Genomic DNA, 15,577 nt, shown 5'->3' on the forward strand with positions numbered 1-15,577 from the left:
CTCCATGTCTGCCGAGCAACTGCCGGACATCGCGCCCTGGTACCGGTCTCCCGTCTTCGAGGAGTTTCTTGGGTCGCTTCTCGGTGAGCTGAGGCTGCCGTACGCGCCCGAGGCGGTTGGAAGGGCACGCCGCTTCCTGCGCTGTGTCGCCGCCGCGTGGGGTGTCTCCCATGTCAGCGAGACCGCCGAGTTGTGCGTCTCGGAGGTCGCGACCAACGCCTACCAGCACACCGACCCGGACGAGGAACGTCCGCTGCGCCTGATCGTGCTTCGTATCGGCGCATGCCTGCGCTGTGAGGTTCATGATCAGAGCCCGGAAGTTCCGTGCATTCGGGATGCCGGGATGCTCGCCGAATCGGGCCGCGGCATGTTCATTCTCGATGTGCTGACTCATCAGCACGGGGTCTACCGGACGGACAACGGCAAGGCCGTGTGGTTCGAACTGGAGGCGTGGCCGAGTGATGAGGAAGGCCGGTCGTGAACCTTCCCGTCCCTGCCATAACGGACGACTACCGCGCGACAGCGGCCGCTTGCCTGGACCGGCTTGGGTGGGCTGTCGCCGATACCGAACTGGTCGCTGTCACGCGGTATGCCGAGGCGGTTCCGATGCTGCGTGTCTTCCATCCGAAGTTGCCGAACGTCGGCGAGAGCATCAGCGCGGTTCCGGTGCGGGAGGATGGCGCGGACCCGGTTTGGTGGTACCGGCACTCGGGCGGTGGTCGGCTTGCCCCGTGTGCCGATCCATCACGCGCACTCGAGTGTGTCTTCGAGTTACTCGATCTGGTGATCCGGATCGCGCATGGCGAGCGAGTCAAGTCGTGAGCCCGCGCGATACACCGTGGCGTGTGTACGTCCGCATCACTGCGAAGCTGCGCCAGCGAGTAGTGAAGGGTGTATATCCGATCGGTGCGCGAATCCCCTCCGAGGCTTCGCTCTGTAAGGAGTTCGGTGTCACGCGCGGCACGGTCCGGCGGGCACTGGATACGTTGCAGGACGAGGGGCTGATCAGGGTTCAGGTGGGCGTCGGCCGGTTCGTTCGCCGGCCGGGTGAGCGTTCGACCGACCAGGCCGAGGCTCGGTACCAGCGCATAGCCGCTGACCTAAGAGCCGGGATCCATCGCGGTGATTACCTGCCTGGTTCGTGGTTGCCGGGTGAGCTGCGGATAGCGGCTCGGTACGGGGTCTCTCGCTACACGGCACAGCGGGCTCTGACCGAGTTGGAGAAGGCTCGTCTCGTCGAGTGCTTGCACGGGCGAGGACGGTTCGTCCTCCGCAAGACGTCCCTAGATGATCCATCGGCGCCCGTGGACGTCCGCTGAGGTGCCCGTAGCGTCGGAAACATGAACGCCAAGGCTGCTTGGGCGAGCGAGATCGCCCGTGACCTGCTCGAAGTGCCGTTGCCTCGCCGCTGGGCTCACACACAGGGCGTGGCGCGTAAGGCTCGGGATCTCGCTCCCCTCCTCGGCGACCAGGCCGACCTACTTGAGGCGGCCGCGTGGCTGCACGACATCGGCTATAGCCCCCGGATCGCCGTGACCGGTTTCCATCCGCTTGACGGCGCTCGCTACCTGCGCGACGTGGCCCGAGCCGATGATGTGCTGTGCCGCCTGGTCGCCGGTCACTCCTGTGCCAGCATTGAAGCCGGCGAACGTGGCCTTGCCGAGGAGCTGCACAGGGAGTTCCCGGCGGCCGACGCATGTCTGAGCCGGGCCCTGATCTACTGCGACATGACCACTACGCCGGACGGCGATTCGGTGGACGTGGCCGATCGGCTCGCTGAGATCCGCCAGCGGTACGGTCATGCTCACCTCGTCACGCGGTTCACTCAGCTTGCCGAACCGCATCTTGTCGGGGCCGTACGGGACGTGCAGAGCAAGTCACGGCGTGCCGGTCTCGCTCTCTAAATGACTACCGGCTTGTCGCGCTGCTCTAGGTAGTGGCCGATGCGTAGCCGCATTGAACGATCCATCTGTAGCGACTCGACGTCCGCAGGTGCCTTCCAGTGCACTTCGCGAGACTCGTCGCTTGGCGTCGGCTCTCCGCTGAGCGGACGGCCGGTCAGCAGGATCGAGAACTCCTGCCGTACCTCGTCATTGCTGGTGTAGTGGATCAGGTGCTTGGGGTCTGAGTAGATCCCGACGATCCCTGTGATCTCGCATTCGATGCCGGTCTCTTCGCGCGTCTCGCGTACCGCTGCCTGACTGACGGACTCGCCGAGGTCGATCGCGCCACCTGGGACGGCCCAGTTGTCGTTGTCGGTGCGGCGGATCAGGAGGATCTCGCCGTTGTCGTTGGTGACGACGACGTTGACGGATGGGACGAGGCTGTTGGCCTTGGGGGCGTTGGGGTCATCGTAGTAATCGATCCTGCGGCCCATCATGCTCCCGGTTGTAGCGGCTTGGCGCCTTCCCAGACGCGCTCGAAGCTCTCGCGGTAGGTCGTCACCAGCTCGCCGCCGGGCATCTTGCGCATGTGCCATGAGGGCGCGTTGGACGCCGGGATGCCGTAGACGTGGGTGTTGACGAACATCTGATCGTCCGCGAAGTAAATCGAGTTGTAGAGCACGGTCCCGTGTAGCCGTATCTCGACGTTCTCGACGGTGTTGAGCGGCTTGTAGAGGACCAGAACGTTGCGGATCTTCGCCGCCATGGAGTCGCCGATGCCTTCGTCCGTGCCGCGTTCGGCGACTGGTGACGAGTCCGGGTCGCCGAGGAGGACGCGCACGCGCACGCCGGCTCGCGCTTTGTCGGCGAGGATGCGTTGGGCGCCGTTGTCCTCGGCGAGGAAGAGGCCGCTGTAGACGAGGATGCCAATCTCGTCCTCAGCCTCGGAGAAGAGTCGTCCCCATGCGTCCCGCGGGACGGACCAGCGATGCGGATAGACGGTGATGATCTCGCTGTCGGAAACCGAGGTGACCTGCTCTTTGGTCAGTGCCTCAGGCCACAGGTACGTCTCATCGAGCCCGAGGCGCGAAGCCACTGCGTAGCGATGCCGCCGGTAGGGCGTCCGGTCCTTGGTGATCCACCGTTCGACGGTCTTGGGATCGACGTCGATCGACTCGGCGAGTGCGGCCACGGTCAGCCCTTGCTGGAGCAAGGCCGCGCGTAGGCGTTCGTTCGGCATTCACCGGTCCGGGGTCAAGGACGTCTGGGACGCGGTCAACCCTATGAGGACGTCTTGAACAGGTCCAGTCATGTAGTGACCTCGTCCCCGCGTTTCGCAGGACTCTCTTTCTCGCAAGGCAAACCAAACGCCCGAGCCGCCCCCGCCGACACAGGCCGCACGCGAGAGAGGTGATCTTCATGATTCTCGTCCTGGCTTCGATCATCGCCGTCTTCCTCGCCGGCACCGTTTGCGGCATCTTCGCGATGCTGGTGATCGGCATTCACTCCGAAGAGCGCCGCGCGCTGCGCAACGGCGCCACCTCCACCCGCACCGGCGCGGTCTCCCGTCGCGTGCTGAGCACGCGGACGACGTGTGACGACGTCCCCGAACGCGTTCCGGCGGGGCGGTGAGTCGCGATGAGGATGCCGCGCATCATCACCGGTCACTCCTGCCAGTGCGGCGCTCGCGTCGAGCCCGGTAACCGGCGCTGCCGTAAGTGCCGGTCCCGGGCGCGATGGGAGCGCCGCCGGCAGGGGTCCCGCTTCCCGGACATCTGGCTCTGACCATGAGGGGGTGAGCACGTCGTGAACGTCTCGGTTCCGCTGGTCGCCATCCTCGCCGCCGTGGTCTGGGTGGCATGGCGCTACATGGGCCTGCGCGCGTGGCACGTGGTCGTGTGCCTGCTGTGCGGGTTCTTCCTCGCCGCCACCGAGGCCGCTCCGGAGATTCGCCGCATGGTGACCGTCCTCCTCCAGAGCCTCTCTCTGCACTGACGTCCCCCGATTCGAAGGGAGGGATGCCCTGGTGCCTGGCACTCCCCCGTCCTCAAGACTCGATCCTCAGGAGGTCCGCAACCGCAACCGTGCCGCGCGTGAGATCGTCGCCGCGCTCGCCGAGGCGCTGCCCGGCATCGGTGATCTGTGGCTTCGCATCCATGCCGCACTGACCGACACTCTGACGTTGCTGTCGCAGGTCAACCGCCTCGCCGCCGAGGTGGTGAAGGCGCGACGTGACCGCGCGAATCTCGCCGCCGCCGCGCGGGCATCGCTCCTGGCCGACCGTGACGCCGAACCGGACCCGCTGTACTACCTGCGCGATGAACTGCGGGCACAGGGGCAGCTTCCGCCCGACTGGTGGAGGCGCTCATGACCCGCGCGCGGCAGATGCGGCGGCATGCCCGCAAGATGCGCCGCCATGGGCTACAGCCAATGATCGTCATTAACAACGACGATCAGCTTCCCGACCTCGCGGCCGTTCTCATCGCCCGTGCGCTGTGGCGCTACCGCTCCGAACTTGCCCCGTTCTATGCGGGGAGCGCGCTCGCCGTGGGCGGGACGGTGCTGCATCTCACCCGTCCGGAGTGGTGGCCGTACCTTCTCAGCACCGCCATGGCGGCCGCATGGACGCTGGCCGTTCTCGGCGGACGCTTCGGGCTCACGGTGCGGCGAGAACGGCTGTACGCCGCGACCGTGGCCATGAGCGGCGGTACGTGGCTCGCCGCCGCGACCGCCCTCGGCATCGGGTACGGGCCGCTTCCTCAGTGCCTTCTCGCGGGCACGGTCGTACTGGCCGTGCCGTGGTGGGCCCACCGGCGCCGGCGCGCCAAGGTCCGGGTAGATCGGCAGATCGCGGCATGGCCCGAGATCGCGCACTCGATCGGGCTCCCTGGCTCGCGTCCACAGTCCGCAGGCGTGGACGTGTGGGGATGGCGCGCACGGTTCGCGCTCGCCAGAGGCCAGACGATCCAGGACGTGACCGCCAAGGTGCCCGCGATCGAATCGGCACTCGGGACGTTCCGCGGAGCGGTGCGCGTCTACCCGACGCGGGACGACAAGGCCAACCGGTTCGAGCTGCGCGTACTCGATACCGATCCGCACGCCGACGCGATCCCGTGGCAGGGGCCATCAGTCGCGTTCATCTCAGAGCCGATCGACTTGGGGCCGTTCGAAGACGCGTCCAACGCGCGGGTCCTGCTGTTGCGTCGCCACGGGCTCATCGGTGGCGTGGCCGGCTCGGGCAAGAGCGGCGGGATCAACGTCCTGATGGGCAACCTCACCGCATGCCGGGACGTGGTGATCTGGGCGATCGACCTCAAACGCGGGATGGAACTCCAGCCGTGGGCATCCTGCATCGATCGACTCGCCACCACACCCGAGCAAGCCTGCGTCCTGCTGCGTGACGCCGTAGCGGTCCTGGAGGCCCGCGCGGAGACGCTCGCCGCGCGGGGACGGCGCGTATGGGAACCGTCCCCGGACATGCCAGCACTGGTCGTCATCATCGATGAGTACGCCGAACTCGCCGAGGACGCACCCGAGAGCGCCAGCGACACCGACTCGATCGCCCGCCGAGGACGGGCCGTCGCGGTGACACTCATCGCGGCCACACAGCGCCCGACGCAGAAGGCCATGGGCAAGGGCGCCGTCCGCTCACAGATGGACGTACGCGTGAGCTTCCGCGTACGGGAGCGCAAGGACATCGATCTCATTCTCGGGCAAGGCATGCTCGCCGCCGGATGGCATGCCCACACTCTCAACGCGCCTGGCAAGTTCCTGCTCTCGGCACCCGAACACGACACGCCTCGCCGAGGCCGCGCGTACCTCCTCACTGATGAGCGCGTGGCCAACGCTGCCCAGCAGCATGCCGACCTGCGCCCGAGGCTGGACGAGGTGTCCCGTACGGCGATCGAGGAGGCCCAAGCCGGCATCGGCATGCGCACGAACGAGCATCCGGACAAGGTGACCAGCGTTCCGAACGTCGCCGAGGCGAAGGGACCCGAGGCAATCCTGTGGGACCTGCTGAACAGCGCACCGGACGAGGGCACACCGGTCTCCCTCCTCATGACGGCAACCGGCATGAGCCGACCGTGGATCTACCAACGGCTACGCGACCTCGCCGAGGCCGATCGCGTCACGCAGGTCTCCCGAGGCCGCTGGCGCGCCGTCACCGAACACGCTCAGTGACTCGTCTACGTCTACGTCTCCCCCTACGCGTCTGCACGTATGGCGCATAGACGGGCCATAGACAAAGACGTAGACAAACACACCCCGTAACGAACGGAGATGATCGCCACACGAACTTAGGAGGTGAGCTTGCAGGCATACACGGTCGAGCAGGTCGCCGAGATCCTCCAGATCGGCCGAGACAAGGTCTACGCCCTCATCCGAACCGGACGGCTTCGCAGCATCAAGATCGGCAAGCTGCGCCGGATCACTGATCAGCACCTCGCCGAGTTCATCGCCTCTCTCGAAGAGACCCGCTGAAGGCCGAAGCAGGCGCCCGGATCCGGTCTCGGCGAGACAGGGACGTCTAGGGACGTCTTGAGTTAACGTCGATGGTGACCTCAACCGATAAGAGGAGGGATCCGATGTCCAAGATCCTCATCGGCAAGTACGAGGGAACGATCTATCCGGAAGGTGAGGGCTACACCGGAGCCATCGCACTCGGCTACGGACCGGACGGCAGGCGCAAGCGGCTCAAGAGGAAGGCAGCGACCAAGGCCGCCGTCAAGGACAAGCTCATCGAAGCCCTGGACGAACTCGCCAAGGGCGTCAAGCCCGACCCGAACTACTACGTCAAGGACGCGGTTCACGACTTCCTCACCGCGTTCGCCAAGACCGGCCGCTCGCCGAGGACGAACGACGTCTACCAGTCGATCTCCGAGCACCAGATCATCCCGTTCCTCGGCAGAATCCGGCTCAAGGATCTCTCGGCGGACGACGTCGAACGATGGCTTCACAAGCGGTCCGCGCACCTCACAACGGCCACACTTACGCTCGCACACGGCCTGCTCAAGCGAGCGATCCGCCGAGCCGAGCGTCACGACAAGGTCGTGCGGAATGTCGCGCACCTGGTGGACACTCCGGTTGGCAGGGCCGGCCGCAAGTCGCGTTCACTGTCGCTGGAGCAGGCAACGGCGGTGCTGGCCGAAGCGAGCAAGCCAGAGCATCGGATCGGGGCGTACGTCGTCCTCGCGATCGTCTCAGGACTCCGTACCGAGGAACTCCGCAAGCTCAAGTGGAGCGCCGTGGATCTCGACAAGGCGACCGTCTACGTCGTCCGTTCCGAGAGGCATCGAGAAGAGACCAAGACACCGAAGAGTCGACGCGGTCTCGGCATCGCTGATATGGCGGTCGGCTCGCTCCGGAGTCTGCGGAAGGAGCAGGCCAAGGAGAAGCTCAGCGCAGGCGACGAGTACGAGGATCACGATCTCGTGTTCTGTCACGAGGACGGCGCCCCGTACACCGCCGGCCACGTCCGGCTCCGCTTCCGCAGGGTCTTGGACGCAGCAGGGATCAACGGCGAGGAGTGGACGCCGCGCGAACTGCGGCACACGTTCGTCTCGCTCATGAGCGATCACGGCGTACCGATCGAGCGGATCAGCGACCTCGTCGGGCACAAGAACACAAAGATCACCGAAACCATCTACCGGCATCAGCTCAGGCCCGAGGTGCGTGACGGCGCCGAGCACATGAACGAGATCTTCCGCGTTAAGCCAAGGTCAGCGTAGACGCGGGCTCTTGGACGCTCTTCCAATGAGAAAGGATACGGAGCGGCATATCACTTGAAATGTGGCAACTTAGAAGCCATCTAATCGTTGGCCACAGAAGGCGCTTCGCAGCAAGTTGGTACCTGCATCGCGACAGCTATCACACTCGCAGACAAACACTCGATCACAAAAAGCCTGTCTCTAATCTCGCGATACTTCTCTTACGAATCTCGCAAAGAAGGGCTCCAGTTCGTCCGCGATCTTACCTTGATCAGCGAACTCTACAATGACGGCCCTATACTCAGCCACTACCTGAACGACAATATCTCCTCCCGAACGGTTCTTGCGAACCACAGTAAGTATGCCCCGCTGCAAAAGATAATCTGTGAACTGGGCAGCCAGTCCCCGGTACCTCAATCGGGTACCTCTAATGAGTCCCCGCTTACGGTGTGTGCCAGCAAGTCTTCCCTTCAATGACACTGCAACTTCGCGGGCTGCGTCATACCAAGGTCTCCCCAGATAGGGGTTTAGCAGATGCGGATTGGCGACCAGAGCGCCTGACGAGAACAACCACTGCGAAGCTTCAACGCCGTGAAGCATTGCCGTAGTGTCACGCACGAACGGATCGTGCACATAAATAGACAGGACTTCCGCATCTCTGAAATCAGCGCCCTTTAACTGCGCACCATCAAGCTGGACTCGGTCGAGTATTGCTCCAGCGAACTTTGCTCCACGGAGGTTAGTTGACCGCAAGTCAGTCTCAAGCAGCAAAGACTCACTAAGGTCGGCGTGAGAGATATCGAGAGCCGACAAGTCGATACCTGCCAGATCAAGGTCGCGCAATAGTGCAGGCGACCCCAGCAACTTTTCGGCATCCGGCTCAACACGCAAGAAGCCGACGATCAATCGAAACAGCCATTGACGTTTAGGGCTGGGTGGCGCAGTTGCATATGCCTCGATGAGTGCTCGCTTAAGCCCCGAATCATACTGCGTCAGACCAACAAAGAATGCGGCGACCGTCTCTGTAACCCTCGCAGAGTACAGCCCATCAATAATCCTGCCGTTCGAAAGATACTCCGCTATTGCATCCGCCACCAAGAATTCCCGCAGTGAGTTATGCGAGAATCCCACCGGCGCGTCAGAATCGATATCTTCGACCAAAGTATCGATCGCGCCCGAAGTGTCTAGAAATTGACGCTCAGTCGTCAGCCCAGAGTGACGCCTACAGGTTCTGTAGTAGTTTTCCAAGTCGGCTTGAGGAGTATCTGACTTCTCGAGAGCGCCCCTGAACAGACTTTCTACGAGAGACCGAACTTCCTCGGGAGGGGCGAACAATTGCCTACCGGGTTGCTGAAGTCTTAGCGCGAAGGCACGGAGGAAGAGCCGGCGCTCGCCCGCAGTCAAGCCTCCAGAGTTGAGATCGCGGTATAGCAAATTTGCGATTACGATCTCAAAAATCTTAGCTTCGTTAATGCTTCCCAGATCCTCTGGGATAAGTCTATATCCGTCAGCCGTGACGCTTTGAGCGTTATCAGCTAACGTCTCAGCTACAGTCGTCAAAAGGCGGGCTATAACCGCCCGCTGACTAACCCCTCCCAGGGAAGTGAATCTTTCATGCAGCTCATTTAGCTTGGCCAGAGCCTCAGGCTTTCCTGCGAGTACACGATCGAAAAGCGCTTGGCGCTGTATGCGGGTAAGATCGTTGAGTCGAGCATAGGAGGTAGTGGATAGCCGTTCGGCTAGCAACTCTGCGAGCTGGGTCCTACGCGCACTAGTCTCACGGTCCAGTTGCTCCCAGACGAGACCCCCGTCTTTCTCGACTACCACCAACCTTTCAGCGCGACTCTCGAAGTACGTCGGACGCGAGGTAAGTACAGCTTTCGACCCATTAGATACACCTATGAGAAGATTGGCAAGGTTTTCCCGAATGACATCAGGACGAATTGTCTGAGCCATCTCATCGAAAGAATCAAGCAGGAAGGTGACTCTCCCCAGGGAGGCGAGATACTCAAATGCCTTATAATTCACCGTAGTGACACCTGAGCGTTGAAGAGTGGCTGTTACCAGCGTTTCGAAATCGAAAGCCTTGGTGAAATTCTGCAGAGGGACGAAAAGGGGAATTGCTTCATTGAGCGGGTCTGCCACATAGTCGTCAATCAAAGAATAAAGCAGCCTTTTCAGCATCCAAGACTTACCCACTCCATAGTCGCCGAGGACTGTCAGCCAAGTTTGGTCGCCGCCAAGCCAGTCGCGAATGTACACAAGAGCCGGCTTACGATCCCTCGGCTTGCCTTCCGAGTGGATGGTCGTTGGTTGGTACTCGTTTAGAACTATGGATCGCAAAGGGTCTCGGCGAACAGCTTCGACATACCCATCAAAGTTCATCAGCCTCGAAACGAGCGCATTGAAGGAGAGTGCCTCCAAGCGATTCGCTCTAGCGAAAGCATTCGCATCGGTACTGTACCCATTCATCGCCACATGCATGAGATGACTGGAGTACTTATACTCCTCTTGCGCAGCCTTAAGTTTAGAGAGATCTTCTTGCAACTTCCCCACACCGACCGGCCTAGTATAGTCGGCACATTCGATGAAGATAGTCTTACGGGAGATACCGAAACGCTCCTCGGCTACAACATCGATCTCGCGCGAGTTGATTCGCACGCTAGTGCTCACATCGCAGTCGGCGAGGCCCATCAACTCAGCAACTCGTTGTACGAGTTGTGTCTTGTCCACCCCTCGCCAGCCTTTCTGGGTTCAACACTTCCGCCTTACAGACTTCGGAGGACATACTCTAAACTAGACCTAGGTCGACAAGCCCATCTTGCACAGGATTGTCCTCTTCTGGCCAGAGATGCCGTCTTCTAGTAGAAGAAATGGAATACTGTTTATCTACGCTGGGAGATACAGATCGCTCACTCGTTACCTGGGACAGCAACCACATGTGGAACGCAGGCGAGCTACCTTGCTGGATGATGAGCGGCTTACGCTCGCTCCGTAGTCTGCGTAATGAGCAGGCAAGGAGAAGCTCACCGCAGGTGACGAGTACGAGGATCACGACTTCGTGTACTGCCACCAGGACAGCGCCCCGTACACCGCCGGACACGTCCGGTTCCGCTTCCGCAGGGTCTTGGACGCGGCGGGCATCAAACGGCGAGGAGTGGACGCCGCGCGGACTGCGACTCACGTTCGTCTCGCTCATAGGCGATCACGGCGTACCGATCGAGCAGATCAGCGACCTCATCTGGCACAAGAACACGACGATCACGCAGAACCTCCCCGGACCAGCTCAACCCCGAGGTAATGACGCCGCTGAGCCTTTGAACGAGGTCTTTGGTGTTAGCGGAGATCAGCGTAGGCGCGGGCTCCCGGATGCGCTCCCCGGAGAGATAGAAGCGGGCCGGCACGCCTCTGACGTGGGCGGGCTCAAGATCGGTTATTGAGGAACCGTTGAGCCCCAGCTTCGGGGAGCGTTTCGGCGGGCGCTCGACGTGCCTGGCGAAAAGCGGTCGACAGGTGGGGCGGGGGCGCGTTGGGATGGCCGCGGCCGCTGTTGCTTAGTGCTGGAGCCGTGTTGACGAACGACGTGATCGAAGGTCCCGCGATCGGTGCCGGGCTGGCTCGGCGGCTGGTCGAGGCGCAGTTTCCGCAGTGGGCCGGGCTGCCGCTGGAGCCGCTCGAAGCCGCCGGGTCCGATCATGTGATCTTTCGGCTGGGCGGCAGGCTTACGGTGCGGCTGCCGCGGCACGCGGATGCGCTCGGGCAGGCCAGGAAGGAGTTCGAGTGGCTGCCCCGGCTGGCCCCGCATCTGCCGCTCGCCGTTCCGGTGCCGGTCGCGGTGGGCGAGCCTGCGTTCGGGTATCCGTGGCCCTGGTCGGTGACCCGCTGGCTGGACGGCGAGACGGCGACCGTCGAGGCGCTGGCCGGCTCGGCGGAGGCCGCCCACCGGCTCGCGGAGTTCCTGGCGGCGCTCCAGCGGGTCCCGCCCGCCGGTGAACTGGTCACGGACGAGGGCCTCGCCGCGCGGGATCGGGAGACCCGCGAGGCCATCGCGCAGGTCCGGGGTGTGTTCGACGCGGCTGCCATGACACGGCTGTGGGACGCTGCGTTGGGCGCTCCTGGTTGGGGGCGTCCGCCGGTGTGGTTTCACGGCGACTTCCATACAGGCAACCTGCTGACCGTGGACGGACGGGTCAGCGCGGTCATCGACTTCGGCGAGCTGGCCGCCGGTGACCCTGCCCGCGATCTGATGGTCGCCTTCACGCTGATGACACCCAGGACGCGGAAGGTCTTCCGGGGCGCGCTCGGCGTGGACGATGCCACCTGGACCCGCGGCCGGGGCTGGGCCCTGGCCACCGGCCTGAACGCCTACATCAACTACGCCGCGGTCGATCCCAGGGTCGCGTCCCAGACCGCTCGGCAGATCACGGAGGCCCTCGTCGGCTGACGCGTTAGGGCCGCATGGCCGCGGTGAGGCGGTCGAGACCCGAGCCGGACACGCCGGTCAGGCCGGCGCGGCGGCCGGTCGCGATGAGGAGGAGGTCGGCGGCCGGGCCCCGGATCTCCTCGGGGCCCTCGCCGGCCGACCAGTCGGCGTCGGTGGCGGCCAGGCGCAGGCCGCGCAGGCGCTTGCGGGCTCCGTAGAAGCGGCTGGTACGGACGTGGTCGAGCCCCGCGATGGCCGGCCCGGTGGGCATCCGGCGTACCCGGCCGAGGGGGCGGGCGATGTCCTGGCCGTGCACCAGGGTGTCGACGAGGGGGTCCAGCAGGCCGGCTCCGGGGGCCCGGTGGGACGAGCCGGCCGTCTCGCGGATCTGCGCGACGAGGTCGGCGGGCTCGAAGCGGGCGGCGCGTTCCCTGGCCATGTCGCCGGTCATCCGGTCCCAGTCGCCGCGGGCCCGGATCATGCCCTTGACCGTGGCGGGAAACGTGACGCGGGTGGACAGGGTCAGGTGCGCGGCGACGTCGCGTACGGTCCAGCCGGGGCACAGGGAGTCCGCCGCCCACTCGGCGCCGGACAGGCCGTCCAGGAAGCCGGCCAGGTCGAGGCGTTCGGTCTCCAGCCAGGCGAGGGTCTGGTCCATCTCGGGCTCCTCGGGTGTCGGCGATGTACGCCATCACCACGAACAGCCCTGGCCGCGATGGACACGCCCTCGCGAGAATCCTCAGCGGTGGCGCGACAGGGCGTTCGCGACCGAGAGGCTGTCCTCGTAGACGTGGTAGCGGGTGATCAGGTCGTTCTCGAAGGTCAGGTGGAGGGCGCAGCGGGCGGTGTACGCGTGGCCCGTGGCCCGTACGGTCTGGGCGATCGTCGCGAGGACGACCGCGTCCGGGCCGTCCACGAGGATCTGGTGCACCTGCGAGGCGTCCTTCTCCGGAACGTGGTACTCGCGAAGCTCGCGGAAATGCGCGGCGGCCTCTCCCCGGGTCGTACGGGAACGAATCCACGGCACGTCCGGGTGCCCTTCCTCAGGCCAATCCAGTTGCCAATCGACGGTCTCGGCGAAGAGCGGCCCGAGGTCCTCTCCGGCCGCCATCGTCTGAAGGAACTCCTGAACGGCCTTACGCGTCGCACTCTCAGTGATCATGCGTCCAGCATGCCGACCGGAACATAACGGCGTCGATTACGTCCCAGGTAACGGCAGGCCGTTCCGGCCCGTGTCCGAGGGGTCGTGGGGTGCTTCCAGAACGGCGGCCGCCCACCTGCTCCGCTCGTCCGACACCAGGTCAGGTACGTCAGCGGCGGCCGGCCGACCAGGCGGGTGAAGCGCCGTGCGAAGGCCGCGCGGGACAGCCGTCCTCGGGCGGCGAGCTCCTCGACCGTCCACGGGTGCGCAGGGTCGCCGTGGACGGCGCGCAGCGCCGCCGACACCGTCGTTCCGGCCGCCGCCGACGGCTGCGTGCCCACCGACCTCCTCGCGCACCTGCTCGCCGAGCGGTACGGCCCCCTCGGCACCCTGACCAGCACCCGGACGGGTTCGGGTTCAGAGCGTTGAGCGCAGGGCTTGGATGGTCTTGAGGAGTTCGGGGCGGTTGCTGGCGGCCTTGATCCAGGCCGGGAGGTGTTCCAGCATGCTGCCCGAGCCCGTCCAGCCGCCGCGTTCGCGCAGGTGGGCGGACACGTAGGACTCGATCAGGGTCAGGTGGGGCTCGTTGTAGGCCCATAGGACGTGGCCGCAGCAGGGGCGGCTCAGCCACAGCGGCAGGTCGAAGAACGGGCCGTTCGGGCCTGTGAGGCGCGGCGGACGGGCGTAGCCGCGCTCGTGGCGGGCGGTCCATTCGGCGGTGTGGGCGCAGGCGGGGCAGACGAGCCGGTGCGGTGCGGTCAGCCGGACGGCGGGGGACGGATGCGACTCGCGGTGCTCGGGGTACGGCGACACGACGGCGCGGCCGCCGCAGCGGGGGCAGCGGACGAGGATGTCGTCGGCGAACGCCCACAGGCGGACGCCCGGATCGGTGAAGCGGTCCCGGCTCATGGGTCAGGCTTCGGTGGCGGCCTTGATGACCTGGGTGAGGGTGGCGTGGAGGGACTTGAGCTCGTCCACGGTCATGCCGAGGCGGCTCATGACGGTGGCGGGGATCTTCTCGGCCTCGGCGCGGAGGGCCTGGCCGGCGGGGGTGACGGTGACGGCCAGGAGGCGTTCGTCCCGGGTGTCCCGCTGGCGGGTGATCAGGTCGGCGGCCTCCAGGCGCTTGAGGAGGGGGGAGAGGGTTCCCGGGTCGAGCTGGAGGAGGCGGCTCAGCTCCTTGACGGAGAGGCGCCGGTGTTCCCAGAGGGCGAGCATGACGAGGTACTGCGGGTGGGTCAGGCCCATGGGCTCCAGGATGGGGCGGTAGAGCGACAGGACGCTGCGGGAGGCCACCACGAGGGCGAAGCAGACCTGGTTCTCCAGTGCCAGCGGGTCCTGGATGTCGGTCAGATCACCGGCCACCGGTCCTCCAAGCGCGGGTGTCATGGGCTATAAACGTTAGTACGACAATACTTTGTACGCCAATCGTTGGTCGGGCAACGGAGGACGGATGTTCCGCAAGCAGTCGCTGGAGGAGCGCATCGCGCAGCGCCAGGCCGAGTTGCCGCCGCGCGACCCGCGCAGCCAGTTCGACCACCCCGTCGCCAAGAACCTGTTCGTCATCTCGCTGGCGGTGACCGTCGCCGCCCATGTCGTGGGCGGGATCGTGCTCGCCGTCTACCTGCACTGAGGAGGGGCCGGATGCCCATCAGGAGGCCGTCGTTCCTGCCCTCGCTGGACGAGCTGGAGGACCGGGCGCAGAGCCGGTCCACGGCGCGGACGCCGGGTTCGCAGTTCGACCATCCCACCGCCAAGAACGTCTTCGTCGTGGGGCTGTGGCTGACCGTGATCGCTCACGTCGTGGGCGGGATCGTGTTCGCGTTCGTCAGGTTCTGAGCCCGTCCTCGTGGAGGCGGAGCAGGGTGTACGCGGCGACGGTGGAGTCGTCGGTGACGGCGCCCGAGCGGATCAGTGACGTGAACTCGTCCCGGGAGACGAAGCGCTGCACCATGTCCTGCTCCTCGATCTCGCGGGCGGTGTCGCCGGGGGTCAGGTCGGTGGCCAGGTAGACGTGGAAGCCCTGGGAGCTGGTGCCGTGGGCGCAGTTGAGGTAGCCGAGACGGGTCATCGTGCCGGCGCGGAGGCCGGTCTCCTCGGCCAACTCGCGCCGGGCCAGGTCCTCAGGGTCGCCGGCACGGCCGTCCGGGTACGAGCCCTGCGGGAAGTTCCAGGTGCGGCGGCCGATCGGGTAGCGGTACTCCTCGACCATGTGGAAGCCGCCGTTCTCGGCGGGGATGACGAGGGCGAAGTCGCTCTTCTCCACGACGCCGTAGATGCCGCGCGAGCCGTCGAGGCGCTCGATCTCGTCCTCGCGCACGGTCATCCACCGGTTCTCGTAGACGACGCGGGACGAGAGCTTGCGGATCATGGGCACCTCCGTGGATCGGTCTACCCTCATTGTCGCGGGACGCCGACACGC

General features: G+C 65.0%; 22 protein-coding genes. 14 read left to right on the top strand and 8 right to left on the bottom strand.

Going from position 1 to position 15,577, the window contains the following annotated elements; all coding sequences use genetic code 11:
* Positions 1-4: 4 nt before the first annotated feature.
* From ACA361_RS11740 to ACA361_RS11755, 4 genes are read left to right on the top strand one after another with little or no spacing between them, the layout of a single operon-like run.
* Complete coding sequence (locus ACA361_RS11740) at positions 5-481, top strand: ATP-binding protein (protein ID WP_375011885.1); 477 nt, start codon at positions 5-7, stop codon at positions 479-481.
* Positions 478-822 (top strand): hypothetical protein, encoded by a 345-nt coding sequence (locus ACA361_RS11745; RefSeq protein ID WP_375011886.1) that lies wholly within the window; start codon positions 478-480, stop codon positions 820-822. The genes ACA361_RS11740 and ACA361_RS11745 overlap by 4 nt, the downstream gene beginning before the upstream one ends.
* A 23-nt stretch (positions 823-845) precedes the next feature.
* Positions 846-1,319 (top strand): GntR family transcriptional regulator, encoded by a 474-nt coding sequence (locus ACA361_RS11750; protein ID WP_375011887.1) that lies wholly within the window; start codon positions 846-848, stop codon positions 1,317-1,319.
* Positions 1,320-1,340: 21 nt separating this feature from the next.
* The gene (locus tag ACA361_RS11755) at positions 1,341-1,904 is read left to right on the top strand and encodes an HD domain-containing protein (protein WP_375011888.1); all 564 of its coding nucleotides are present in this window, start codon (positions 1,341-1,343) and stop codon (positions 1,902-1,904) included.
* Here the strand turns inward: ACA361_RS11755 and ACA361_RS11760 are convergent.
* On the bottom strand, positions 1,901-2,377 hold the full coding sequence (locus ACA361_RS11760; protein ID WP_375012014.1) for an NUDIX hydrolase: 477 nt from the start codon (positions 2,375-2,377) through the stop codon (positions 1,901-1,903). The genes ACA361_RS11755 and ACA361_RS11760 overlap by 4 nt on opposite strands.
* Complete coding sequence (locus ACA361_RS11765) at positions 2,377-3,123, bottom strand: XRE family transcriptional regulator (RefSeq protein WP_375011889.1); 747 nt, start codon at positions 3,121-3,123, stop codon at positions 2,377-2,379. Before ACA361_RS11765 ends, ACA361_RS11760 begins: the two co-directional genes overlap by 1 nt.
* Positions 3,124-3,302: 179 nt before the next feature.
* Between ACA361_RS11765 and ACA361_RS11770 the strand changes: the two genes are divergently transcribed.
* The 6 genes from ACA361_RS11770 to xerC all read left to right on the top strand — a co-directional run bounded on the left by ACA361_RS11770 (position 3,303) and on the right by xerC (position 7,612).
* Positions 3,303-3,515 (top strand): hypothetical protein, encoded by a 213-nt coding sequence (locus ACA361_RS11770; RefSeq protein ID WP_375011890.1) that lies wholly within the window; start codon positions 3,303-3,305, stop codon positions 3,513-3,515.
* Between the two features lie 174 nt (positions 3,516-3,689).
* Positions 3,690-3,878, top strand: coding sequence for a hypothetical protein (locus ACA361_RS11775; RefSeq protein WP_375011891.1), 189 nt, complete (start codon positions 3,690-3,692; stop codon positions 3,876-3,878).
* A 31-nt stretch (positions 3,879-3,909) separates the two neighbouring features.
* Entirely contained in the window at positions 3,910-4,254 is a 345-nt protein-coding gene (locus tag ACA361_RS11780; RefSeq protein ID WP_375011892.1) for a hypothetical protein, read from the top strand.
* Positions 4,251-6,065 carry an FtsK/SpoIIIE domain-containing protein gene (locus ACA361_RS11785; RefSeq protein ID WP_375011893.1) on the top strand — a complete coding sequence of 605 codons (1,815 nt, stop codon included), beginning with the start codon at positions 4,251-4,253 and terminating at the stop codon, positions 6,063-6,065. The genes ACA361_RS11780 and ACA361_RS11785 overlap by 4 nt, the downstream gene beginning before the upstream one ends.
* A gap of 129 nt (positions 6,066-6,194) precedes the next feature.
* Positions 6,195-6,365, top strand: coding sequence for a helix-turn-helix domain-containing protein (locus tag ACA361_RS11790; protein ID WP_375011894.1), 171 nt, complete (start codon positions 6,195-6,197; stop codon positions 6,363-6,365).
* 104 nt (positions 6,366-6,469) lie between these two features.
* Positions 6,470-7,612, top strand: a complete 1,143-nt coding sequence (xerC, locus tag ACA361_RS11795) for a tyrosine recombinase XerC (RefSeq protein WP_375011895.1) — start codon at positions 6,470-6,472, stop codon at positions 7,610-7,612.
* Positions 7,613-7,792: 180 nt separating this feature from the next.
* Here the strand turns inward: xerC and ACA361_RS11800 are convergent, their stop codons facing one another.
* Entirely contained in the window at positions 7,793-10,324 is a 2,532-nt protein-coding gene (locus ACA361_RS11800; RefSeq protein WP_375011896.1) for a pentapeptide repeat-containing protein, read from the bottom strand.
* Between the two features lie 838 nt (positions 10,325-11,162).
* Between ACA361_RS11800 and ACA361_RS11805 the strand changes: the two genes are divergently transcribed.
* A complete protein-coding gene (locus tag ACA361_RS11805) occupies positions 11,163-12,035 on the top strand; it encodes an aminoglycoside phosphotransferase family protein (RefSeq protein WP_375011897.1) in 873 nt (290 codons plus the stop codon).
* A gap of 4 nt (positions 12,036-12,039) precedes the next feature.
* On the opposite strand, the gene ACA361_RS11810 is transcribed toward ACA361_RS11805, so the two are convergent.
* Both ACA361_RS11810 and ACA361_RS11815 read right to left on the bottom strand, forming a co-directional pair.
* Positions 12,040-12,672 (bottom strand): maleylpyruvate isomerase family mycothiol-dependent enzyme, encoded by a 633-nt coding sequence (locus tag ACA361_RS11810; protein ID WP_375011898.1) that lies wholly within the window; start codon positions 12,670-12,672, stop codon positions 12,040-12,042.
* Between the two features lie 81 nt (positions 12,673-12,753).
* On the bottom strand, positions 12,754-13,176 hold the full coding sequence (locus ACA361_RS11815) for a nuclear transport factor 2 family protein (RefSeq protein ID WP_375011899.1): 423 nt from the start codon (positions 13,174-13,176) through the stop codon (positions 12,754-12,756).
* Positions 13,177-13,350: 174 nt separating this feature from the next.
* On the opposite strand from ACA361_RS11815, the gene ACA361_RS11820 reads away from it, so the two are divergent.
* On the top strand, positions 13,351-13,584 hold the full coding sequence (locus ACA361_RS11820; protein ID WP_375011900.1) for a hypothetical protein: 234 nt from the start codon (positions 13,351-13,353) through the stop codon (positions 13,582-13,584).
* On the opposite strand, the gene ACA361_RS11825 is transcribed toward ACA361_RS11820, so the two are convergent.
* The gene (locus ACA361_RS11825; protein ID WP_375011901.1) at positions 13,573-14,064 is read right to left on the bottom strand and encodes a hypothetical protein; all 492 of its coding nucleotides are present in this window, start codon (positions 14,062-14,064) and stop codon (positions 13,573-13,575) included. The genes ACA361_RS11820 and ACA361_RS11825 overlap by 12 nt on opposite strands.
* Positions 14,065-14,067: 3 nt before the next feature.
* Positions 14,068-14,544 (bottom strand): MarR family winged helix-turn-helix transcriptional regulator, encoded by a 477-nt coding sequence (locus ACA361_RS11830; protein ID WP_375011902.1) that lies wholly within the window; start codon positions 14,542-14,544, stop codon positions 14,068-14,070.
* Between the two features lie 64 nt (positions 14,545-14,608).
* Between ACA361_RS11830 and ACA361_RS11835 the strand changes: the two genes are divergently transcribed.
* Together ACA361_RS11835 and ACA361_RS11840 are read left to right on the top strand one after the other, a co-directional pair.
* Positions 14,609-14,788, top strand: coding sequence for a hypothetical protein (locus ACA361_RS11835; RefSeq protein ID WP_375011903.1), 180 nt, complete (start codon positions 14,609-14,611; stop codon positions 14,786-14,788).
* A gap of 11 nt (positions 14,789-14,799) precedes the next feature.
* Positions 14,800-14,994 (top strand): hypothetical protein, encoded by a 195-nt coding sequence (locus ACA361_RS11840; RefSeq protein ID WP_375011904.1) that lies wholly within the window; start codon positions 14,800-14,802, stop codon positions 14,992-14,994.
* Here ACA361_RS11840 and ACA361_RS11845 read toward each other — a convergent pair.
* A complete protein-coding gene (locus ACA361_RS11845) occupies positions 14,984-15,526 on the bottom strand; it encodes an NUDIX domain-containing protein (protein ID WP_375011905.1) in 543 nt (180 codons plus the stop codon). The genes ACA361_RS11840 and ACA361_RS11845 overlap by 11 nt on opposite strands.
* Positions 15,527-15,577 lie beyond the last annotated feature (51 nt).

Origin of the sequence: Actinomadura sp. 21ATH, assembly GCF_041951345.1 — a bacterium.
Lineage (GTDB): Bacteria > Actinomycetota > Actinomycetes > Streptosporangiales > Streptosporangiaceae > Spirillospora.